The following is a 21,281-nucleotide window of genomic DNA, read 5'->3' as shown; positions in this document are numbered from 1 at the left end:
AGGTAACCGGTGGATTTTAGCCGGGCGGATTGCGAGCTTCCTCGCAGGCCCGGCACGACGAAAAGCTTGCGCCTTGCGGCTACATGTGCATGCCGCCGTTGACGTGCAGTTCCTGCCCCGTCACGTAGGCGGCCTGGGGAGATGCGAGGTACGCCACCGCATGCGCGATGTCGGCGGGCTTGCCCAGATGGCCCAGCGGGATTTGTTGCAGCAGCGCCTGCTGCTGCGCTTCGGGCAGGCTGGCCGTCATGTCGGTCTCGATGAAACCGGGGGCGACGCAGTTGACCGTGATGTTGCGGCTGCCGAGTTCGCGCGCCAGTGCGCGCGTCATCCCGGCCACGCCGGCCTTGGCGGCCGCGTAGTTGGCCTGGCCGGCATTGCCGGAGGCGCCGACCACGCTGGTGATGCTGATGATGCGGCCGTAGCGCTGCTTCATCATCGGGCGGATCACGGCGCGCGACAGGCCGAAGACGGCCTTCAGGTTGGTGTCGAGCACCGCATCCCAGTCGTCGTCCTTCATGCGCATCGCGAGCGTGTCGCGCGTGATGCCGGCGTTGTTGACCAGCACGTGGATCGCGCCGTAGGCCTTCACGATCTCGTCGATCAGCGCCTCGACGGCCGCGCCGTCGTTCACGTTCAGCGCGCGGCCGCGGCCGTCGTAGGCGCTGAGCATGGCGGTGATCTTGGACGCGCCCTCTTCCGTGGTGCCGGTGCCGACCACCTTGAGGCCGCGCTGCGCGAGCTCCAGGGCGATGGCCGCGCCGATGCCGCGCGATGCGCCGGTGACCAGGGCGACTTGCCCTTCGAATTTGGGAATGCTCATAAGAAGAAAGAGGTCTCTGGGCCTGGCACCGGTCAGCCGGCGAGCGATTGTCGAACGTCGGCGAGCGTGGCCGGGTCGTACACCGACGCGGCTTCGAGCTCGGGGGCGATGCGCTTGGCCATGCCGGCCAGCACCTTGCCCGGACCGCACTCGATGATGGCGGCTACACCGCGCAGTTTCAAGGCCTGGACGCTTTCGACCCAGCGAACCGGGCCGGCAGCCTGGCGCACGAGTGCGTCGCGGATACGGTCGGCGTCGGTCTCGACCGCCACGTCGATGTTGTTGAGCACCGGGACCTGCGGCGCGGCCAGCGTCACCGAGGCCAGCTTCTCGCGCAGCGCCTCGGCCGCGGGCTTCATCAGGCTCGAATGGAACGGGGCCGACACCGGCAGCGGCAGCGCGCGCTTGGCGCCGTTGGCCTTCAGCGTCTCGCAGGCCTTCTCGACCGCCGCCTTGCTGCCCGCGATCACGGTCTGCATCGGGTCGTTGAAATTCACGGCCTCCACCACTTCGGCACTGCCGGCGCCGAACGAGGCGGTGACTTCCTGGCAGTTGGCGATGACCTTGGCGGCCTCCATCCCGAGGATGGCAGCCATGGCGCCGGTGCCGACCGGCACGGCCTGTTGCATCGCCTGGGCACGGAAGCGCACCAGCGGCGCCGCCTGCGCGAGCGTCAGCACGCCCGATGCCACCAGCGCCGAATATTCGCCGAGCGAATGGCCGGCCACCACCGACGGCGTGGCGCCGCCTTCGGCCAGCCAGGCGCGCCAGGCCGCGACACCGGCCACCAGCATCACGGGCTGGGTGTTGGTGGTGAGCGCCAGCGCTTCCTTCGGGCCGCTCTTGATCAGCGCGCCGAGGTCTTCGCCGAGCGCTTCGGAAGCTTCGCGCAGTGTTTCGGCCACGGCCGGGTGATCGCCCCAGGCATCGAGCATGCCGACCGCCTGCGAACCCTGACCCGGAAAGACAAAAGCAAAGGATTTCATTGTTGTATGCGTCACGTCGCGCGGCCCGCCTAGGCAGGACCGGCTGTCTCGCCCACTAATTACTACAGATTCAGCAGCACCGCGCCCCAGGTGAAACCGCCACCCACGCCTTCGAGCATGAGGGTTTCACCCTTCTTCACCTTGCCGGAACGCACCGCTTCGTCGAGCGCCAGCGGAATCGAGGCCGCGGACGTGTTGCCGTGCTCGTTGACGGTGACGACCAGCCGCTCCCGCGGCAGCTTCAGCTTCTTGGCCGTGCCTTCCATGATGCGGATGTTGGCCTGGTGCGGAATCAGCCAGTCGATGTCGGCCTCGGTCTTGCCGGCCTTGGCCAGCGTGGCGCGCGCGGCTTCCTCGAGCACGCGCACCGCGAGCTTGAAGACCGCCTGGCCGTCCATGTGCAGCAGCGGCGTGCCGAGCACGTTGCCGCCCGACACGTGGCCGGGCACGCAAAGAATGCCGACATGCTTGCCGTCCGCATGCAAGTCGGTCGCCAGGATGCCGGGCTCGTCGCTGGCTTCCAGCACCACCGCGCCGGCGCCGTCGCCGAACAGCACGCAGGTGGTGCGGTCGTTGAAATCGAGGATGCGCGAGAACACCTCGGCGCCGATCACCAGCGCGCAGCGTGCGCTGCCGGTGCGGATCATGGCGTCGGCCACGGTCAGCGCATAGACGAAGCCGCTGCACACGGCCTGCACGTCGAAAGCCGGGCAGCCGGCGATGCCGAGCTTGTTCTGGAGGATGGCCGCCGACGAGGGGAACACCATGTCGGGGGTCGAGGTGGCCACGATGATCAGGTCGACATCACTGGCCTTGCGTCCCGCCGCCTCGAGGGCGTGGCGGGCGGCATGCAGGCCCAGGTCGCTGCTGCCCACGTCGGGCGCCGCGAAATGGCGCGCATGGATGCCGGTGCGCTCGACGATCCACTGGTCGGAGGTCTCGATGCCGCGCGCCGCCAGTTCCTTGGCGAGATCGTCGTTGGTCACCCGGCGCGGCGGCAGATAGCTGCCGGTGCCGGTGATGCGTGAATATGGGCTCATCAAAACGTGAAGCTAGACCGCGTCGGCCGTCGCCGCCGATTCCTGCCGCGCAAGCAAAGGCGCGGCGTGGGCGATACGGGCCCGAACGCGGTCGAGCAGGTTGTTGCGAGCGGCATCATAAGCGCGATCCAGCGCATGGCCGAAAGCCGTCTCGTCGGCCGAACCGTGGCTCTTGAAAACCAGTCCGCGCAGGCCCAGCAGCGCCGCGCCGTTGTAGCGGCGATGATCCAACCTGTTTTTGAACGCTTTTAGGACCGGATAAGCCACGATGGCAGCGATCTTCGTAAAGATGCTTCGCGAGAACTCGACGCGAATGAACTCGCCGATCATCGAAGCCACGCCCTCGCTGGCCTTCAACGCCACGTTGCCGACGAAACCGTCGCAGACCACGATGTCGGTCGTGCCCTTGAAAATATCGTTGCCTTCCACGTTGCCGTAGAAGTTCAGATCCTTGGAGTTGGCAGCCGTACGCAGCAGTTGGCTGGCCTTTTTGATCGTTTCGCTGCCCTTGATCGCTTCCTCGCCCACGTTGAGCAAGCCGACCGAAGGCGACTCGTTGCCGGTCAGCGCCGACACCAGCGCCGAGCCGAGCACGGCAAACTGAAGCAGGTCCTCGGCATCGCAATCCACGTTGGCGCCAAGGTCAAGCACCGTCGTGGCGCCACCCTTCGCGTTCGGCAGCTGGGGCGCAATGGCGGGCCGGTCGATGCCGTCGAGCGTCTTGAGCAGGTAGCGCGCAATGGCCATCAGCGCGCCGGTGTTGCCGGCGGAAATCGCGGCCTGCGCCGCACCATCCTTCACCTGCTGGATCGCGACCCGCATCGACGAGTCTTTCTTCTTGCGTAGCGCGATCTCGATCGGATCGTCCATGCCGACCACTTCGCTGGCCGGAACGATCCGGGCGCGAGGATGCGCGACAAAGCCAGCCAACGCATCGGGCGCGCCGACCAGCAACAACGAGGCCTCGGGATGGCGCTCGAGAAAAGCACGGCAGGCCGCGAGCGTGACGCGCGGGCCATGGTCGCCCCCCATGCAATCGACGGCGAGCGTGATTGCCGAAGGCGCAGCAGTGGAAGCCGGGGAAGAAGAAGGCGTAGCCATCAAAACAAAGGCCCGATGCTACAAAAAAAGTAGCTTCGGGCCTTGGCCTTGGAGTGCGAAATCAGGCTTCGGACTTGTTCTTGAGCACCTGACGGCCGCGGTAGAAACCGTTGGGGCTGATGTGGTGACGCAGGTGCGTTTCGCCGGTGGTCGGCTCGACGGCGATGCCGGGCACGCCCAGGGCATTGTGGGAACGGTGCATGCCGCGCTTGGAAGGCGACTTCTTGTTTTGCTGGACGGCCATGATGGCTCCTGGACGGTAAGGTGGGTGAGAGGATGCGGGCTCAGGCTGTAGCAGTGAGGCGGCATGAAGGACATGCCCAGATTCCGAAAGTCTTTTCCAGAATCTGCACTGCTGCGTACGGCGGCGCGCGCGAAGCCCATGATTATAGCCCAGACTGCCCGGATGGGGCTAGTCGCCCTGTCCGGGCTTGCGCGAACGCAACGCACCCAGCACGGCGAAGGGGTTCTCGCGCTCCTTGTCGGGCGACTCGAAATCCGGATCGACGGCCGAGAGCTGGACCGGCGCCGGGCACACGTCGTGCACCGGCATGACCGGGATTTCCATCAGCAGCTCGTCCTCGATCAGCGCGTGCAGGTCGAAATCGCGGCTCGCGACCAGCAGGTCCTCCTCGGACTCCTCGTCCTGAACCGCCGCGGTTTCTTCATCGGCCACGAAGCGGAACCAGCGGTCGACCTGCACCGGCGTGTCGACCGGCGACAGGCAGCGCTGGCAGACCAACGGCACGGTGGCCTCGGCCGTCAGGTGCAGCCAGGGTTCTTCGCGGCCGTCCGCGCCGACGCGCTGCTCGCCATCGGCCTCCCAATGCACCACGGCATCGGAAGGAGCCTCGGCCGCCATCTCGTCGACCAGCCGGGTGTAGTTGCGCACCGGATCGTCGGCGGACAGGGTGGCCGCCGCGGCGGCAAAGCCGGCGACATCGAGTCGGCCGGGGGCAAATTCTCTCTTCATCCGCCCCAGTCTAGCGCGCCGACGCCGGCTTTCCCGTCGGGCCGACCCCGAAGGGGTTGTTGGGCCTCCTTCACAATCGCCGCATGCAACGCACCGTGATCCTCGCCTCCACCTCGCGCTACCGCCGCGAGCTGCTTACCCGCCTGCGCCTGCCCTTCGAGGTGCATGCGCCCGAAGTCGACGAAACGCCGCTGGCCGGCGAAACCCCGCAGGCCCTGGCCCACCGGCTCGCGCTCGAGAAAGCCAACGCCGTGGCCGCCCGCTTCCCCGACGCCGTGGTGATCGGCTCCGACCAGGTGGCCGACCTGGCCGGCGAAGCGCTCGGCAAGCCCGGCGACCATGCGCGCGCCACCGCCCAGCTGCGGCGCATGCGCGGCCAGACGCTGGTCTTCCAGACCGCGGTGGCGGTCGTCTGCCAGGCGACCGGCTTCGTCCAGCGCGACCTGGCCCCTGTGCGCGTGGTGTTCCGCGAGCTCAGCGACGCCGCGATCGAGCAGTACCTGCTGGCCGAGCAGCCCTACGACTGCGCGGGCAGCGCCAAGAGCGAAGGCCTGGGCATCGCGTTGCTCGAGGCCATCGACAGCGACGATCCCAGCGCCCTGGTGGGCCTGCCGCTGATCCGCACCGCCCGCATGCTGCGCGCCGCCGGGATCGACCTGCTGTGAGCCGCGGCAAGCTCTACCTCGTGCCGGCGCCGCTCGATTTCGGCTGCGACACCCAGGCCCCGCTGCAGGACGCGCTGCCGCTCGGCACGCTGCAGACCGCCGCCGGCATCACGCACTGGATCTGCGAGAACGCCAAGTCCGCGCGCGCCTACCTCAAGCGCATCGACGCCGTGGCACCGCTGGCGGCGCCGCTGCAGGCGCAGGCGATCCAGGAACTGCCGCGCGAGGTGCACAAGAAAGGCGACCACGCCGGCCAGTTCGACGCCCGCCCGCTGCTGGCCGCGGCGCTCGAAGGTCACGACATCGGCCTGCTCAGCGAAGCCGGCATGCCGGCCGTGGCCGATCCGGGCTCGTCGGTGGCCCGCGCGGCGCACGACCTGGGCATCACGGTGGTGCCGCTGATCGGCCCGGTCTCGCTGCTGCTGGCGCTGGCCGCCAGCGGCCTCAACGGCCAGAACTTCGCCTTCGTTGGCTACCTGCCGCAGGACGCCGACGAGCGCCAGCGCCGCATCCGCGAACTCGAGGCGCTGGCCCTCAAGACCGGACAGACCCAGTTGTTCATCGAAACGCCCTACCGCAACGCCGCCCTGCTGCAGGCGCTGGTGCAGACGCTGCAGCACAACACGCGGCTGGCCGTCGCGCGCGGCCTCACGCTGGCCGAGGCGAACCTGCGCAGCGAGACGATCAAGGGCTGGCGCGCCAACAAGCCGCCGGCCGGCGTCGACGAACGCCTGCCCGCCGTGTTCGCGATCGGGCGCTGACGATGGCCGTGACTGCGGCCACGCGCTGGGCCTCGCGCGCGCAATTCTTCGCCTCGGGCTTCATCTTCGCGACCTGGGGCGTGCACGTGCCCACGGTCAAGGGGCACTACGGCATCGACGAGGCCCAGCTCGGCCTCGCCATGCTCGCGGCCGGCGCCGGCGCGATGTACGGCCTGACCAGCGCCGGCCGCTGGATCGGCCGCCACGGACCGCGGCGCATGGCCGCGCTGTGCGGCTGCGTCTACGCGCTGCTGCTCTGCGGCCTGATCGCCATGCCCGGCTATGCCGCCCTGCTGGGCCTGCTGGCGGTGTTCGGCCTCGTCACCAGCGTGTTCGACGTGGCGATCAACACCGAGGCCGCGCAGCTCGAGCTGCATGGCGGCAAGCCGCTGATGAGCGGCATGCACGGCATGTTCAGTCTCGGCGGCATGGCCGGCGCGGCCAGCGGCAGCGCGGCGCTCGCGGCCGGGCTTGCCCCGCAGGCGCACCTGCTGCTGGTGTCGGCGGCGATGGTGGCGCTGGTCGCGCTGTCGGCCACGCGCATGCTGCCGAAGCCGCCCGCGGCCGCCGGCGCCACCGAGGCCGATCACGGCTTCCGCCTGCCGCGCGGCGCGCTGGCGGTGCTGGGCGTGCTCGCGGCGCTGGGGCTGATCGCCGAAGGCGCCATCTACGACTGGAGCGTGCTCTATCTGCAGCAGGAACTGGGCAGCCCGCAGCAACAGGCCGCCCTCGCCTACGCGAGCTTCTCGGCCGCCATGGCCGCCGCGCGTTTCGGCGGCGATGCCTTGCGCGCGCGCTTCGCGCCCGCGGTGCTGCTGCGCGGCAGCGGCCTGCTGGCGGCGGCGGCGATGGCGCTGGTGCTGCTCACCGACTGGCCCTGGCTCGCGCTGGTGGGTTTCGCGGGCGTGGGCATCGGCTTCGCGAACGTGGTGCCGATCCTGTTCGCGGCCTCGGCCAAGGTGCCGGGCGTGGAGCCGGCGCGCGGCATCGCGGCCGTCTCGGCGATCGCCTACCTGGGGTTCATGGCGGGCCCGGCGGTCATCGGGCTGATCGCGCGCGCCACCTCGCTGACGGCGGCGCTCTACGTGGTGGTGGTGTTCGCGGTCGCGCTGGCGGCCTCGGCGCGTTACGCCGCGGCCGGCATGCGCGGCGACTGACTGCGCCTCAGCGCAGCGCGGGCACCGACTTCAGCGAACGGATCGTGGCGTCGCCCATGGCGGCGCCGAACTTCTTGGCCAGCTTCTCGGCCACGTTGTCGCGGCGGGTGTAGTCGATGACTTCCTCGGCCTTGATCACCTCGCGCGCCACGTAGTCGACGTTGCCGAGCTGGTCGGCCAGGCCGTAGCTCACGGCCTGCTCGCCGCTCCAGAACAGGCCGCTGAACAGGCCCGGGGTGTCGAGCTTGAGGCGGTCGCCGCGGCCGGTCTTCACCACGTTGATGAACTGCTCGTGGATCTGGTCGAGCATCTTCTGCGCATGTTCGCGCTGCGCGTCGTTCATCGGGCTGAAGGGATCGAGGAAGCCCTTGTTCTCGCCCGAGGTCAGCAGGCGGCGCTCGACGCCGACCTTCTCCATCGCGCCGGTGAAGCCGAAGCCGTCCATCAGCACGCCGATGCTGCCCACGATGCTGGCCTTGTCGACGTAGATCTTGTCGGCGCCGGCCGCGATGTAGTAGGCCGCCGAGGCGCAGGTTTCCTCGACCACGGCATAGACCGGCTTCTTGTGCTTGGCCTTCAGGCGCTTGATCTCGTCGTTGATGATGCCGGCCTGCACCGGGCTGCCGCCCGGCGAGTTGATCAGCAGCACCACGCCCTTGGCGCCGTCGTCCTCGAAGGCGGACTTCATCGCCGCCACGACGAACTCGGCGCTGGCATCGCCGCCATTGGCGATCTCGCCCTTGATCTCGACCACCGCGGTGTGAGCCGTGGTCTTGGCGGTGCTAGGCGCGCCGCGCGACAGCGCGAACCAGGCCAGGAAGATGAAGAAGGCCAGCCAGGCCAGCCGCGTGAAGGTCTTCCAGCGCCGCGTGGACTTCTGCTCGTTGAGGGCCGCGAAAGCCAGCTTCTCGAGCGTGGCGCGCTCCCAGCCGGGACGCTGAGTGGGATCGTTGGACATGGTGCGTTGGGGATCGGGCGAAGACGAAAGAGAAGGCGGGGCCGGCTCGAAAGGCTCGAAACCGTGGGGATCGGTGCGGTTCTGGTCGTTCATGGAAGCGGCAGGCGAACAGGCAGTCGCGAAGCGCGGCGCTTGCTAGAAGTTGAGGGGTTGAAGGTTCCAGGCAGTATGCCAGTGCACCACGCCGTCGCGCTCGCTCAGCGCGATCTTCACGAGGCCGCCGCGGCACGGCCCGCCCGCGCATTCGCCGGTGTCGGGCCGGTACACGGCGCCGTGGGTGGCGCACAGCAGCCACTGGCCGGTGTCGTCGAAGAAGCGGTCGGGCTGGAAGTCCATTTCCATCGCCACGTGGCTGCAGCGGTTGAGGTAGGCGTGCGGCTGGCCCTCGAAGCGCACCGCGAAGGCGCGGCAGGTCTCGCCACCGTAGACCACGTCGAAAGGCACGGCCTGGCTGCCCTCCACCAGGTCGGCGCCATTGCACAGGGGAATGCTGTCTTCGCTCATGGCAGGCGATTGTCGTGTCAGGCGTTGCCCAGCAGCCAGGCCTCGAGGTCGGCGATCGAATGCGCGATGTGCAGCGGCTTGAACTCGGCGAAGCTGTCGGGCTCGTGCGCGCCGTAGCTCACGCCGACGCTGGCGCAGCCCGCGTTCACCGCCAGCTGCAGGTCGTGCGTGGTGTCGCCGATCATCAGCGTGCGCTCGGGGGCCACCTCGAGCTCCTCCATCAGTTCGAGCAGCATGCGCGGATGCGGCTTGCCGAAGGTCTCGTCGGCGGTGCGCGAGGCGTCGAAGCGGTCGCGCAGCGCCACCGTCTTGAGCGCCTCGTTGAGCCCGCGGCGCGACTTGCCCGTGGCCACGGCCAGCTTGTGGCCGCGCGCGCGCAGCGCGTCGAGCATCGGCAGCACGCCGCCGAACAGCACGATGTCGTCCTGGTGCTGCAGGTAGTGATAGCGGTAGCGGGCGCCGAGCTCGGGGTACTTCTCCTTCGGCACGTCGGGCGCGGCGCGCGCCAGCGCCTCGGCCAGCCCCAGGCCGATGACCCAGGCGGCATCGTCCTCGCTGGGCTTGGCGCCGCCGACGTCGACCACCGCCGCCTGGATGCAGCGCACGATCAGTCGCGTGGAGTCGTAGAGGGTGCCGTCCCAGTCGAAGGCGATCAGGTCAAAGCGCGGGGGACGGGCGTTGTCTGCAGAGTCAGTCATGGATGGTGGGCGTGGGGTGTCGTGTCATCGTGTCGAGCGCGGCGGGCGGCATCAGCGAGCGCAATTCGGGCGGCAGCTCGGCCTGCAGCGCGACGCGTTCGCCGGTGGCGGGATGGTTGAACTGCAGTCGCCAGGCGTGGAGGAACATGCGCTTGAGGCCCAGCTTCTGCAGCGCGCGCCGGCGCTCGGATTCGCCGTACTTGTCGTCGCCGGCGATCGGATGGCCGGCCGACGCCAGGTGAACGCGGATCTGGTGCGTGCGGCCGGTCTTGATGGTGACGGCGAGCAATGACATCGGCGTGGCATCGCCGGGCAGCGACAGCGTGGCCAGCGCTCGCACCAGCGTCACGGCGCGCATCGCGTCGGGATGGTCCTTGGCCACCACGCGCACGCGGCGTTCGCCGGCACCGGCGCCGCCGTCGGGCAGCAGGTACTTGGCGAGCGGCGCGTCGAGCACCTTCTTGTTGGCGGGCCAGGCGCCCTCGACCAGCGCCAGGTAGGTCTTGCCGGTCTCGCGCTCTCGGAACTGCTCCTGCAGCGCCACCAGCGCGCTGCGCTTCTTGGCGACCAGCAGGATGCCCGAGGTCTCGCGGTCGAGCCGGTGCACCAGCTCGAGGAATTTCGCGCCCGGGCGCGCGGTACGCAGTTGCTCGATCACGCCGAAGCTCACGCCGCTGCCGCCATGCACCGCCACGCCGGCGGGCTTGTCGACGGCCAGCACGGCCTCGTCCTCGAGCAGCAGCGGGAATTCGCGCGCCGGCGCGGCGCTCGCGGCCTCCTCGGCGCGTTCGGCCACGCGGATCGGCGGCAACCGCACCACGTCGCCGGTCTCGACTCGGGTCTCGGCCTGCGCCCGCCCCTTGTTGATGCGCACCTCGCCCGACCGGATGATCCGGTAGACGTGGGTCTTCGGCACGCCTTTCAGATGGCGGAAGAGGAAGTTGTCGAGGCGCTGCCCGGCCGACTCGGCGTCGATCGTGAGGAAGCGGATGGCCGCCGGCTCTCCGGCAAACTCCTTAGCCGCGGGGGCTTGCTTCGCACCTATAATGTTTTTCACCAGCGCGGTCGTGTAAGTGCTTGATTAGACAGAAGTTTAGAGCACTGCTGTCAAACACCCCGGCGGCGCTGCGAGGTCGATGCCGCTTTGGCGACGAGCCTGCAAACCCCGCGCAACTGCGCAAAGTGGCAGGCCAGACGCCCAAGTCAAGCCGACACCCACGAAACACCGATACGGAATACCAGCCTGCAGCCTCCAGCTGCCGGCGGATCGAAGCGAGTCCCTTTGTGCTGATGCTGCTGATTCAAATATGCCTGCGCTGGCTGACCTGGTCCCGACCAGCGGCCTCGGGCATCGAATCGCCAGAACCGCGCGCCACCCTTGCGCAACGGGCTGTCAAAAAGACAGCCTCTCAGCACCACGAAGGGCTCGCCCCCATCCACGCGCCCCCACTCCGGCTGTCGTCACCGAGCTGACGCTCGAGACGGCCGCTCGCGCTCGCGCGCCGCGGCACCCAGCATCCGGAGCCAAGCGGCAATTCCCCAAGTTTCGCGGGCGTCGTCCGTGCATCGTTGGCCCTCCAGGGCCGGTAGAACGATACATATAAGGACAACGCATCATGAAGCGGATGCTGATCAATGCCACGCAGGCCGAAGAACGCCGCCTGGCCATCGTCGACGGGCAGAAGCTCCTCGACTACGAAATCGAGATCGAGGGACGCGAACAGCGCAAGGGCAACATCTACAAGGCCGTCGTGACCCGCGTCGAGCCCAGCCTCGAAGCCTGTTTCGTCGACTACGGCGAGGACCGCCACGGCTTCCTGCCGTTCAAGGAAATCTCCAAGCAATACTTCGCCGAAGGCGTCTCGGCCAGCCAGGCCCGGATCCAGGACGTGATCAAGGAAGGCCAGGAACTGGTCGTCCAGGTCGAGAAGGAAGAGCGCGGCAACAAGGGCGCGGCCCTCACCACCTTCATCTCGCTGGCCGGCCGCTACGTCGTGCTGATGCCGAACAACCCGCGTGGCGGTGGCGTCTCGCGCCGCATCGAGGGCGACGACCGCGCCGAGCTCAAGGAGGCGATGGACCAGCTCGAGTACCCGAAGGGCATGAGCATCATCGCGCGCACCGCCGGCATCGGCCGCTCGGCGCCCGAACTCCAGTGGGACCTGAACTACCTGCTCAAGCTCTGGACCGCCATCGACGGCGCGGCCAAGGGCGGCAAGGGCGCCTTCCTGATCTACCAGGAATCCTCTCTCGTGATCCGCGCGATCCGTGATTACTTCAATCACGACATCGGCGACATCCTGATCGACACCGACGACATCTACGACCAGGCGCAGCAGTTCATGGCGCACGTCATGCCCGAGCATGCCGCCCGCGTGAAGCGCTACCGCGACGACGCCGCCCTGTTCAGCCGCTTCCAGATCGAGCACCAGATCGAGTCGGCCTACGCCCGGACCGTGCAGCTGCCCTCGGGCGGCGCCATCGTGATCGACCACACCGAGGCGCTGGTCTCGGTCGACGTGAACTCGGCCCGCGCCATCAAGGGCGGCGACATCGAGGAAACCGCGACCCGCACCAACCTCGAAGCCGCCGACGAAGTGGCGCGCCAGATGCGCCTGCGCGACCTCGGCGGCCTGATCGTCATCGACTTCATCGACATGGACGAGTCGAAGAACCGCCGCGAGGTCGAGAGCCGCCTGCGCGACGCGCTGCGCCAGGACCGCGCGCGCGTGCAGTTCGGCTCGATCAGCAAGTTCGGCCTGATGGAAATGAGCCGCCAGCGCCTGAAGCCGGCGCTGAGCGAAGGCTCGTCGATCCCCTGCCCGCGTTGCGGCGGCTCGGGCCACATCCGCGACACCGAATCGAGCGCGCTGCAGATCCTGCGCATCATTCAGGAAGAGTCGATGAAGGACAACACCGCCGCCGTGCACGTGCAGGTGCCGGTGGAAGTCGCTTCGTTCCTGCTCAACGAGAAGCGCACCGAGATCGCCAAGATCGAGCTCAAGCAGCGCGTGAGCGTGCTGATGGTGCCGAACAAGACGCTCGAGACGCCCAACTACAAGCTCGAACGCCTGAAGCACGACGACCCGCGCCTCGACCACATCGAGGCCAGCTACAAGATGGCCGACGAGATCGAGGACCCGACCTCGGTCACGCGCCGCTCGCAGGAGCCCACCAACAAGCAGACGCCGGTCATCAAGGGCGTGCTGCCCGACGCGCCGGCACCCGTGGTGCCGGTCAAGCCCGAGCCGGTGCGCGCGCCCGTCGCCGCCCCCGCGCCGGTCGCACCGCCCGTGGCGGTGGCGCCCGCGCCGGCCGAGCTGGGCTTCTTCGCCCGCATCAAGAGCTGGTTCGGCGGCGGCACGCCGGCGGCCGCGCCGGCACCCGCACCCTCGGCCATTCCGGTCGAGCCACCGAAGCCGACGCGCCGCGAAGGCCGTGACGGCCGCCCTGGCCGCGATGGCGAATCGCGCGGCGCACGCGACGGCGAACAACGCCGTGGCGGCCGCGGCGGCGAAGGCCGCAATGCCGAAGGCCGTGGCGAGAACGGCGCCCGTTCGGGCAACCGCGACGGCGAACGCCGTGGCGGCGGCCGCAATGGCGAACGCCGCGAAGGCGGTCGCGAGGGCCGTGAAGGTCGCGAAGGCCGCGACAACCGCAGCGCCGAGCTGCGCGCCGATGGCCAGCCGCGCGAGAACAACCGCGAAGGCCGTCCGCCGCGCGAAGGCGATCAGCGCCGCGGCCGTGGCGAACGCCGCGAGGGCGAGGGCCGCAACGTGCCGGCCGAAGCGCTCGAAGGCGTCAGCCTCGAAGCCCAGCAGCTCGCACCGAACGCGGTGCCGGGCGAGGAAGGCACGGCTGGCGGCGAACGCGCACCGCGCGCCCGCCGCGAACGGGGTGAACGCGGCGAGCGCGGTGAACGTGGCGAACGCAACAGCGAACGCGGCGAGCGCAATCTGAACGGCGACGCGCCGCGCAGCGAAGCCGCCGCCGGCGAGGACGGCAACGCCGCGCAGGGCGAACGCACCGAGCGTGCACCGCGCAACGGCCGCGAAGAGCGTGGCCCGCGTGGCGACCGCAACGACGGCCGCCGCGAGCGCCGCAACGATGGCCAGCCGCGCTTCAGCGAGGAAGGCGAAGCCGCCACCACCGCATCGGCCGACGCCGAAGCCGGCCGCGAAGCCGCCCCGCAGGACGGCGCCGAGCAGGCACCGCGCCGCGACGGCGAAGAGCGCCGCGGCCGTTCGCGCGACCGCTATGGCCGTGACCGCCGCGAACGCGCACCGCGCGAAGAAGGCGAAGCGCAACCCGTGGCCGCCTTCGACGGCGCGCCCGCCGAGGCGCAGAACCTGCAGGACGCACCCGTCGCGCGCCAGCCGCAGCCGTTCGCGGAGCAAGCGGTGGCCCAGGTCGCCGAGACTGCCGACAGCGTCGCGGTCGTCGCCGAAGCCCCGGCCGCCGCACCGCAGGTGCGCGAGCCCGCGCCGCAAGCGCGCTTCGAGCAGCCGCAGCAACCCGCAGCGCCCGCGGCACCCATCGTGGTCGAACGCGCGAGCGCTCCGCAGCCGGCCGCCAATGGCCGCGCGCTGCCGAAGGTCCAGTCCTTCGAGCTGCCGCTCGACGAGCTCGCGCAGATCGCGCAAAGCTCGGGCCTGCAGTGGGTCAACTCCGACGCCGAACGCATCGCGCAGGCGCGCGCCGCGATCGCCGCCGAGCCGAAGCCGGTCCACGTGCCGCGCGAGCGCCCGCCGGTGATCGTGCTCGACGAAGGCCCGCTGGTGCTGGTCGAAACCCGCCGCGAACTGGCCGCGATGACGCTGCCGTTCGAGCAACCGGCTGGCGAGGCGCAGCCGGAGCAGCGCACGCTCTGAGCATCCGCTCGAGTGCAATGAAGACGGCGCCCTCGGGCGCCGTTTTTCATGGGGCCGGCGCCACCAGCCCCGGCATCTCGAGGATCAGCTGCCCGAAGCGGCAGGCGCAGGGCGTGTGGCCGTTCTCGCTCCAGATCAGCGAGAAGTCCACGCTCGGCAAGGGCCGCAGCCCATAGCGGCCGTCGACGATCTTCATGCCCGGCTCCACGTCCTCGCGCGTGATCACCGTCGCTGCGAGCCCCGCGAGCACCGCCGCGCGAATGCCCTGCGGGCTGGCCGAGGTGAACACCACGTGCCAGTCGATCGGCGCGAGGTCGAGCGCCGCGCCGGCCACCTGCCGGTAGACGCAGGGCTTCGGAAAGAAGGCCAGCGGCAGCGAGCCTCCCTTGGGCGGCTCGAAGGTCTCGGCCGCGGCCCAGACCAGCTGCGTGCGCCGCAGCCGCGTGCCCTCCTCCACCTCGGGCGGCGACATCACGACCGCGAGGTCGAGCTCGCCAGCCTTGATCGCCGCGCGCAGGTCGACGTGCATGCTCACGCAGACCTCCATGCGCACCAAAGGAAAGGCGCGCGCGAACTGCGACAGCAGCGGCGCCAGGCGCTCGCCCAGGAAGTTGTCGGGCGCGCCGAAGCGCACCACGCCCGAGATCGGCGAGGGCTGGAAACGCTGCGTCATGGCATCGAGCGTCGTCAGGATCTGCTCGGCATAGCGCAGGAAATCCTCGCCGTCCTCCGTCACCGTGAGGCGGCGCGTCGTGCGATGCAGCAGCGCGCGGCCCACCTGTTCCTCGAGCCGGCGGATCTGGTGGCTGATGGCCGACTGCGTCAGGTGCAGGCGCTGCGCGGCGCGCGTGAAGCTGCCGGTCTGCTTCACGGCCACGAAGGCGCGCAGCAGGGTGGGATCGAAGTCCATGGCGAAGTGGGCAGGTCGTTTGAGTAGTGACGGAGATTAATGAATCTCACGAAATTAAATCATTTCCCTCATGAAGACCCTTTGCCCAGAATCGCGCTCCTCACGGCCGGCCTCCTCGCCGCGCCGCGCCAACCGGACGCCCCATGACCCTCTCACCCACCGCACGCAATCGCCTCGCGCTGGTCGCCCTCTGCCTCGTCGCCGCGATGTTCGGCCTCGAGATCTCCAGCATTCCCGTGATCCTGCCCACGCTCGAGAAGACGCTGCACGCCGACTTCGAGGCCATGCAATGGATCATGAATGCCTACACCATCGCCTGCACCACGGTGCTGATGGCGGCCGGCACGCTGGCCGACCGCTACGGCCGCAAGCGCGTGCTGGCGATCAGCCTGCTGCTGTTCGGCCTCACCTCGCTGGCCTGCGGCCTGGCGCCAAGCGCGCCGCTGCTGATCGGCGCGCGCTTCCTGCAGGGCCTGAGCGGCGGCACCATGCTGATCTGCCAGATCGCCATCCTCTCGCATCAATTCCAGGAAGGCCGCGAACGCAGCCGGGCCTTCGCCATCTGGGGCGTGGTGTTCGGCGTCGGCCTGGGCTTCGGGCCGATCGTCGGCGGCGCGATCGCCGCGCTGTGGCGCTGGGAATGGGTGTTCCTGGTCCATGCGCCGCTGGCCGCCATCGCCTGGCTGCTGGCGGCCGTCAGCATCGGCGAGTCGCGCGACCCCGAGGCGAAGCGGCTCGACCTCGCGGGCATCGTCACGCTGTCGCTCGCGGTGCTCGGCCTCACGGGCTACATCACGCAGGGGCCCGGGCTCGGCTTCGCGAGCGCGGCGGGCCTGGCCCTGCTCGGCGCGTCGGCCGCGAGCTTCGCCGCCTTCGTTGCGATCGAGCGAAGCCGCGCCCATCCGATGTTCGACTTCTCGGTGTTCCGCATCCGCGCGTTCTCGGGCGCGATCCTCGGCTCGGTCGGCATGAACTTCAGCTTCTGGCCCTTCATGATCTACCTGCCGATCTACTTCCAGGCCGGCCTGGGCTACGACGCGGTGCAGGCCGGCACCGCGCTGCTGGCCTACACGCTGCCGACCCTGCTCGCGCCGCCGCTGGGCGAACGGCTCGCCGCGCGCTTTCGCGCCGGCGCCGTGATCCCGGCGGGCCTGTTCGCCATCGGCGCGGGCTTCCTGCTGATGCGCTGGGGCAGCAGCGTCGCCGAGGCGAGCTGGCTCACGCTGCTGCCGGGCTGCCTGCTGGCGGGCCTCGGGCTAGGCGTGATCAACACGCCGGTGACCAACACCACCACCGGCTCGGTGTCCGCGAGCCGTGCCGGCATGGCCTCGGGCATCGACATGAGCGCGCGGCTCATCACGCTGGCGATCAACATCGCGCTGATGGGTTTCCTGCTGCTCGCGGGCATCGTGGCCGCGCTGCGCCGCGCGCTGCCGGAACTGGCGTCGTCGCTGCCCGCGCTCGCCGAACGGATCGCGGCCGGCCATCTCGCGACGCTGCACCCGGAGTTTCCGGCGCTCGCAGCACTCGATCCCTCGGGTGCGATCGCCCACGGCGCGTTGCTGCAGGGTTTCGGCGGGGTGATGCTCTACGGCGCGCTCGGCGTGTGGGTGCTCGCGGCGCTGAGCGCGCTGGCCTTCCACGGCGGCAGCAGGCGGCCCGCGGTCGCCTGCGCCTCGCGCCCCTGAGGACGCGGTCTAGCGCAACGAAACCGGGTGGTTCTCGATCTGCGCCGCGTTGCGCCAGGCCAGCGCGGCCTGCTCGGCATCGCCGCGGTCCTCGGCCAGTTGCGCGAGCGCGAGCCAGGCGCGGCGGTAGAGCTCGGGGTCCTGCAGCCCCATGCCGGCCTGCGACAGCAGCTGCTGCGCCTTGCCCCAGAGCTGGCGCTTCATGCAGGCCATGCCCGCGAGGTATTGCAGGTTCGCATCGCGCGGGTTGTTGCGCTGCGCGCTCTCGATGCGCGCGAGCCAGTCGGCATCGACCGAATCGAGCCCCGCCTCGAGCGCCAGCGCGAGCTTGACGCGCAGCGCGTCGCCGAGGCCGCGCGGCACCGACACCATGCGCTCCCAGGCCGGCAGCAGCCAGCCGCGCGCCACCGGCAGGTCGCCCTTGAGCAGCACCATGCGCTGCGCGGCGTGGATCGCGACCTCGGGCATCTCGCGCTCGGCCGTCTCGAGTTCGGACCAGGCGCGCAGCAGCTGCGCCGGATCGTGCGCGCCCGACAGCAGCTCGGTCGCGAGCCCGCGCACGATGCTCTGCGCGGCGGCCTCCGAGAAGGCGCGGTGCTTGGCCAGCAGCCGCGCGGTCTCGAGCGCCTCGAGCGTGCGGCGGTCCTGGCGCGCGGCCTTCAGCCGCAGCCGCAGCGCCAGCGTGCGGCGCTGCGCGCCCTGCGGCAGTTCCTCCAGCCGCGCGAGCGCGGCGGCCGGATCGCGGTCCTCGAGCGCCCAGCGCGCGGCGCGCAGCTGCACGCCCTCGCGGGTCTCGGGACTGGCCAGCAGGTTGCGGTCGGCGCTCTCGTTGAGCGCCTGCTGCAGATGGGCGTCGCGCGCCGGACGGTCCTGCAGCGCCTGCGCGCTCTCGGCCGCGAGCAGGTGCGACAGCACGCGCACCTGCTGCGCCTGCGGCAGGCTGGCGCCGAGCGCGGCCAGGGTCTTCTCCTGCGTGAGCGCGGCCTGCGCGGCCTTGCGCGCGCGCGAGAAACGGCCCGAGATCAGCTGCACCATCGCATCGAGCAGCGCCGAATGCAGCATGCGCTCCTTCTGCTGCATGCGCCACTGGCGCGCCTGGGTCGGCAGCGAGAACAGCGCGGCCAGCGCGCGCAGCGCCGCGTGCAGCAGCACGAACAGCGTCAGCAGGATCACCAGCACGAGGTTGAGCGAGAGGTCGACCCGCCAGGGCGGCCAGAACACGGTGATCGTGCCCTGGTTGTTGCCGGCGAACAGCGCGACCGCCGCGGCGACGGCGAACAGCGCGAGGAGCCAGAGTGCGGCGCGCATGAAAAGCCCTGCCTTCTCAGCGGCCGGCCGCGGCGGTGGCCAGGGCGGCGAGCGTGTCGTCGATGCGCGGCGGCTCGGTGGTCTTCACCAGTGCCTGCAGCTGCTGCAACTGCGTTGCGGCCGTCTGCGTGCGGCGCGACGCGGGATCGAAATAGCGGTTGAGCGAGGCCGCCACGTTGGCGAGCTCGGTGCGCGTGACGTCGACCTGGCGCGACAGCAGCGACAGGCGCGCGTTGAGCAGCTTGAGCTTCAGGTTCTCGCGCAGGAAGTAGGTCTGGTCGGGCGCCAGCAGGATCGCCTCGGGCCGTTCGATGCGGCCCACGCGCACCAGCGAGCGCGCCTCGTTGCGCACCGTGAGCAGCGCGCGCTCCCACCAGGGCGCGTCGGCCGGCACCGGGTCGGACTGCCAGGCGTTGAGGCCGGTGCCGCGCATCGCGACCGCGTTGAGCGGCGGCAGGTCGTCCACGCCGCGCATCAGTTCGTCGAGCTTCTGCAGCGCCTCGCCGCCGTCGGCGCTGGCGGTGCTGCGCAGCCGGTCGGCGTCGCGCTGCATGGCGCGCTGCAGCGGCGCCAGCCGCGGCTGGGCGGCGCGCGCGATGCGCAGGTCGCCGGCCTTCAGCGCGGCCAGGAGCGGCTCGACGCTGCCCGTGACCTGCGCCTGCTGCAGCGCGAGCCGCAGCGTGGATTCGATGTCGACCACCAGGTTCTCGTCGCGCGAACGCGAGAGGCTCTGCATCAGTTCCTCGAGCTGCGAACGCTGCAGCGCGACCTCGGCGACGCGGGTCTCGGTGAGCGCCACGCGCGCGGCGGTGTCGCGCACCGTGTCCTTGGCCTCGCGTGCCAGCGTGCGCGCCTCGAGCGACTGCATCAGCGCCTCGCTGCTCTGGCGCGCGAGCTGCTCCTTCATGTTGCCGACCTTCTGCCACAGCGCGATCGACGTCAGCAGCGCGCCCAGCGAGACCAGGGCCAGCAGGCCGAGGCCGATGCGCGTCAGGGTGGTGGCGGCCGCGGCGAGGGCGGCGGGAGATTGGGAAGAAGTCGTCAGCGGAGCCGGCACGGGTGCCTGGGGTGCGGCGGAGGCGGAGGAAGACTCGTCGGACGGAGGCACGGCGCTCATGCGAGGGATTCTATCGACGCGACCAGCGCTTCCAGCAGCGGCGCGCTCTCGCGCACCGTGCCGAAACCCGCGCCACGCGCGGCTTGCGCGATGCGCGGGTGGGTGGCGATGGCGCGCGCGGCCCGCCAATCGATGGCCGGCAGCGCGGCGCGCAGGTTGGCGATCGCCTCCGAACTGCTGAAGAGCCAGAGCGCGCGGCCCGCGGCGCCCTGCTCGGCCAGCAGGCGCTGCTCGCCGTCGAGCACGGGCGCGAGCCGGCGGTAGGCGACCACTGTGTCGCGCCGCGCGCCCGCTTCGTCGAGCGCCTGCGCGAGCCAGTCGCGGCCCGCGGGCCGGCCGTCCGCATCGCCGCCGCGCACGATCAGCACGCGCAGGCCGGGCACGACCCGCGGCCCCACGATCGCCCACAGGGCTTCGGAATCGAAGCGGCCTTCGTCGGCCGCGGGGGTGTCGATGGCCTCGGACGGAACACCGTTGCGTTGCAGCGCGCGCGCGGTGCCGGGGCCGGTGGCCCAGAAGCGGCAACCGGCCTGCGGCGTCGCGCCAACGTTGGCTTCGAAGAAGCGGTCGACCGCCGCGGCGCTCACGAACATCCGCGCCGCATGGTGTTCGTTCCAGGCCGCGCTAAGCGGCGCGGCATCGGCCACCGGCGCGATCTCGATCAAGGGCAGCGCGCGTGCGTCGAAGCCCGCGTCGCGCAGTGCATCGATCCAAGGCGGCGCCTCGCGCGCCGGCCGCGTCACGAGGACGGTCGGCGCTGCGGTCGTCGCCACGGTCCCCACGCGTTTCAGTGGGCGCCCGCGTCGCGCAGCAGCGAGGCCGCGTGCAACCCGAGCGCATCGGCCTGCGCGTGATCGCCGGCCTCGGCGCGCGCGCTCACCTGCAGCATCGGCTCGGCGCCTTCGGGGTCGCCCCAGGCGGCGTCGATGCGCAGGCTGCCGTCGGGCTGCCAGCGCGCATGCGCGGCCAGCGGCATCGAGCAGCTGCCGCCCATCGCGCGGCTCACGGCGCGCTCGGCAGCGGTGGCGAGCCAGTCGCCGCGGTGCGACAGCGGCGCCAGCAGTGCGATCAGGTCGGCGCGGTCGGCGCGCACCTCGATGCCCAGCGCACCCTGGCCCGCGGCCGGCAGCATGGTCTCGGGTTCGAAGGCGATGCGGATGCGGTCCTCGAGACCCAGGCGCTTGAGGCCCGCGGCGGCGAGCACGATGGCGTCGTACTGGCCCTCGTCGAGCTTGCGCAGCCGGGTGTCGAGGTTGCCGCGCAGCGGTTCGATGCGCAGGTCGGGCCGGCGCGCGCGCAACAGCATCACGCGGCGCAGGCTCGAGGTGCCGACCACGGCGCCCTGCGGCAGTTCGTCGAGCGAGGCATAGCGCGGCGACACCAGCGCGTCGCGCGGGTCCTCGCGCTCGAGCACGCAGGCCAGCACGAAGCCCTCGGGCAGCTCCATCGGCACGTCCTTGAGCGAATGGACCGCGATGTCGGCGCGCCCTTCCTCGAGCGCGAGCTCGAGTTCTTTCACGAACAGGCCCTTGCCGCCGACCTTGCTCAGGGTGCGGTCGAGGATCTGGTCGCCGCGCGTGGTCATGCCCAGCAGGCGGACCGAATGGCCTTTTTCTTGCAACAGCGTTTGCACGTGCTCGGCTTGCCACAAGGCCAGCCGGCTTTCGCGCGTGGCAATCACGATATTGCTCAAAACCGCCCCCGAAAAGTACATGAACAGA

Annotated in this window: 20 protein-coding genes; 5 read left to right on the top strand and 15 right to left on the bottom strand. The window is 70.4% G+C overall.

Features of this window, described 5'->3' with window-relative positions; all coding sequences use genetic code 11:
- Positions 1-79 precede the first annotated feature (79 nt).
- The 6 genes from fabG to AC07RV_RS32865 all read right to left on the bottom strand — a co-directional run bounded on the left by fabG (position 80) and on the right by AC07RV_RS32865 (position 4,923).
- Complete coding sequence (gene fabG, locus AC07RV_RS32890) at positions 80-823, bottom strand: 3-oxoacyl-ACP reductase FabG (RefSeq protein ID WP_057592295.1); 744 nt, start codon at positions 821-823, stop codon at positions 80-82.
- A gap of 32 nt (positions 824-855) precedes the next feature.
- On the bottom strand, positions 856-1,809 hold the full coding sequence (gene fabD / locus AC07RV_RS32885; RefSeq protein WP_296780094.1) for an ACP S-malonyltransferase: 954 nt from the start codon (positions 1,807-1,809) through the stop codon (positions 856-858).
- A gap of 62 nt (positions 1,810-1,871) precedes the next feature.
- Positions 1,872-2,849, bottom strand: coding sequence for a beta-ketoacyl-ACP synthase III (locus AC07RV_RS32880; protein WP_093348663.1), 978 nt, complete (start codon positions 2,847-2,849; stop codon positions 1,872-1,874).
- 12 nt (positions 2,850-2,861) lie between these two features.
- The gene (gene plsX / locus AC07RV_RS32875) at positions 2,862-3,950 is read right to left on the bottom strand and encodes a phosphate acyltransferase PlsX (RefSeq protein ID WP_296780088.1); all 1,089 of its coding nucleotides are present in this window, start codon (positions 3,948-3,950) and stop codon (positions 2,862-2,864) included.
- 61 nt (positions 3,951-4,011) lie between these two features.
- A complete protein-coding gene (gene rpmF / locus AC07RV_RS32870) occupies positions 4,012-4,194 on the bottom strand; it encodes a 50S ribosomal protein L32 (RefSeq protein WP_057592299.1) in 183 nt (60 codons plus the stop codon).
- Positions 4,195-4,362: 168 nt separating this feature from the next.
- On the bottom strand, positions 4,363-4,923 hold the full coding sequence (locus AC07RV_RS32865; protein ID WP_093348660.1) for a YceD family protein: 561 nt from the start codon (positions 4,921-4,923) through the stop codon (positions 4,363-4,365).
- Positions 4,924-5,006: 83 nt separating this feature from the next.
- Here AC07RV_RS32865 and AC07RV_RS32860 point away from each other — a divergent pair, with 83 nt between their 5' ends.
- From AC07RV_RS32860 to AC07RV_RS32850, 3 genes are read left to right on the top strand one after another with little or no spacing between them, the layout of a single operon-like run.
- Positions 5,007-5,588, top strand: a complete 582-nt coding sequence (locus tag AC07RV_RS32860) for a Maf family nucleotide pyrophosphatase (RefSeq protein WP_296780085.1) — start codon at positions 5,007-5,009, stop codon at positions 5,586-5,588.
- Positions 5,585-6,349 carry an SAM-dependent methyltransferase gene (locus AC07RV_RS32855; protein ID WP_208513643.1) on the top strand — a complete coding sequence of 255 codons (765 nt, stop codon included), beginning with the start codon at positions 5,585-5,587 and terminating at the stop codon, positions 6,347-6,349. The genes AC07RV_RS32860 and AC07RV_RS32855 overlap by 4 nt, the downstream gene beginning before the upstream one ends.
- A gap of 2 nt (positions 6,350-6,351) precedes the next feature.
- Positions 6,352-7,506: an MFS transporter gene (locus tag AC07RV_RS32850; protein ID WP_296780081.1), complete on the top strand. Its 1,155-nt coding sequence runs from the start codon at positions 6,352-6,354 to the stop codon at positions 7,504-7,506.
- A gap of 7 nt (positions 7,507-7,513) precedes the next feature.
- Here the strand turns inward: AC07RV_RS32850 and AC07RV_RS32845 are convergent, their stop codons facing one another.
- Genes AC07RV_RS32845 through AC07RV_RS32830 form a run of 4 tightly spaced genes read right to left on the bottom strand, consistent with a single transcriptional unit; the run spans position 7,514 to position 10,723 of the window.
- A complete protein-coding gene (locus tag AC07RV_RS32845) occupies positions 7,514-8,557 on the bottom strand; it encodes a S49 family peptidase (RefSeq protein WP_093348650.1) in 1,044 nt (347 codons plus the stop codon).
- A gap of 42 nt (positions 8,558-8,599) precedes the next feature.
- On the bottom strand, positions 8,600-8,968 hold the full coding sequence (locus AC07RV_RS32840; RefSeq protein ID WP_093348647.1) for a Rieske (2Fe-2S) protein: 369 nt from the start codon (positions 8,966-8,968) through the stop codon (positions 8,600-8,602).
- Between the two features lie 17 nt (positions 8,969-8,985).
- Positions 8,986-9,666, bottom strand: a complete 681-nt coding sequence (locus AC07RV_RS32835) for an HAD family hydrolase (RefSeq protein ID WP_093348645.1) — start codon at positions 9,664-9,666, stop codon at positions 8,986-8,988.
- Positions 9,659-10,723 carry an RluA family pseudouridine synthase gene (locus tag AC07RV_RS32830; RefSeq protein WP_296780076.1) on the bottom strand — a complete coding sequence of 355 codons (1,065 nt, stop codon included), beginning with the start codon at positions 10,721-10,723 and terminating at the stop codon, positions 9,659-9,661. The genes AC07RV_RS32835 and AC07RV_RS32830 overlap by 8 nt, the downstream gene beginning before the upstream one ends.
- Positions 10,724-11,282: 559 nt before the next feature.
- On the opposite strand from AC07RV_RS32830, the gene AC07RV_RS32825 reads away from it, so the two are divergent.
- Positions 11,283-14,537, top strand: coding sequence for an Rne/Rng family ribonuclease (locus AC07RV_RS32825; RefSeq protein ID WP_296780074.1), 3,255 nt, complete (start codon positions 11,283-11,285; stop codon positions 14,535-14,537).
- A gap of 46 nt (positions 14,538-14,583) precedes the next feature.
- On the opposite strand, the gene AC07RV_RS32820 is transcribed toward AC07RV_RS32825, so the two are convergent.
- Positions 14,584-15,447 (bottom strand): LysR family transcriptional regulator, encoded by an 864-nt coding sequence (locus AC07RV_RS32820; protein WP_296780071.1) that lies wholly within the window; start codon positions 15,445-15,447, stop codon positions 14,584-14,586.
- A gap of 143 nt (positions 15,448-15,590) precedes the next feature.
- Here AC07RV_RS32820 and AC07RV_RS32815 point away from each other — a divergent pair, with 143 nt between their 5' ends.
- Positions 15,591-17,135, top strand: a complete 1,545-nt coding sequence (locus tag AC07RV_RS32815) for an MFS transporter (RefSeq protein WP_296780068.1) — start codon at positions 15,591-15,593, stop codon at positions 17,133-17,135.
- 9 nt (positions 17,136-17,144) lie between these two features.
- On the opposite strand, the gene AC07RV_RS32810 is transcribed toward AC07RV_RS32815, so the two are convergent.
- From AC07RV_RS32810 to hemC, 4 genes are read right to left on the bottom strand one after another with little or no spacing between them, the layout of a single operon-like run.
- On the bottom strand, positions 17,145-18,443 hold the full coding sequence (locus AC07RV_RS32810) for a heme biosynthesis protein HemY (protein WP_296780065.1): 1,299 nt from the start codon (positions 18,441-18,443) through the stop codon (positions 17,145-17,147).
- Between the two features lie 16 nt (positions 18,444-18,459).
- Positions 18,460-19,560 carry a uroporphyrinogen-III C-methyltransferase gene (locus tag AC07RV_RS32805; RefSeq protein WP_093348629.1) on the bottom strand — a complete coding sequence of 367 codons (1,101 nt, stop codon included), beginning with the start codon at positions 19,558-19,560 and terminating at the stop codon, positions 18,460-18,462.
- Positions 19,557-20,333 carry a uroporphyrinogen-III synthase gene (locus AC07RV_RS32800; protein WP_296780059.1) on the bottom strand — a complete coding sequence of 259 codons (777 nt, stop codon included), beginning with the start codon at positions 20,331-20,333 and terminating at the stop codon, positions 19,557-19,559. The genes AC07RV_RS32805 and AC07RV_RS32800 overlap by 4 nt, the downstream gene beginning before the upstream one ends.
- A gap of 14 nt (positions 20,334-20,347) precedes the next feature.
- Entirely contained in the window at positions 20,348-21,274 is a 927-nt protein-coding gene (gene hemC, locus AC07RV_RS32795) for a hydroxymethylbilane synthase (protein ID WP_296780056.1), read from the bottom strand.
- Positions 21,275-21,281 lie beyond the last annotated feature (7 nt).

This window comes from Variovorax sp. GW821-FHT09B01 (genome assembly GCF_059418345.1).
Note: the sequence above shows the minus strand (reverse complement) of the source record. Positions and strands in the feature narration are given on the sequence as shown.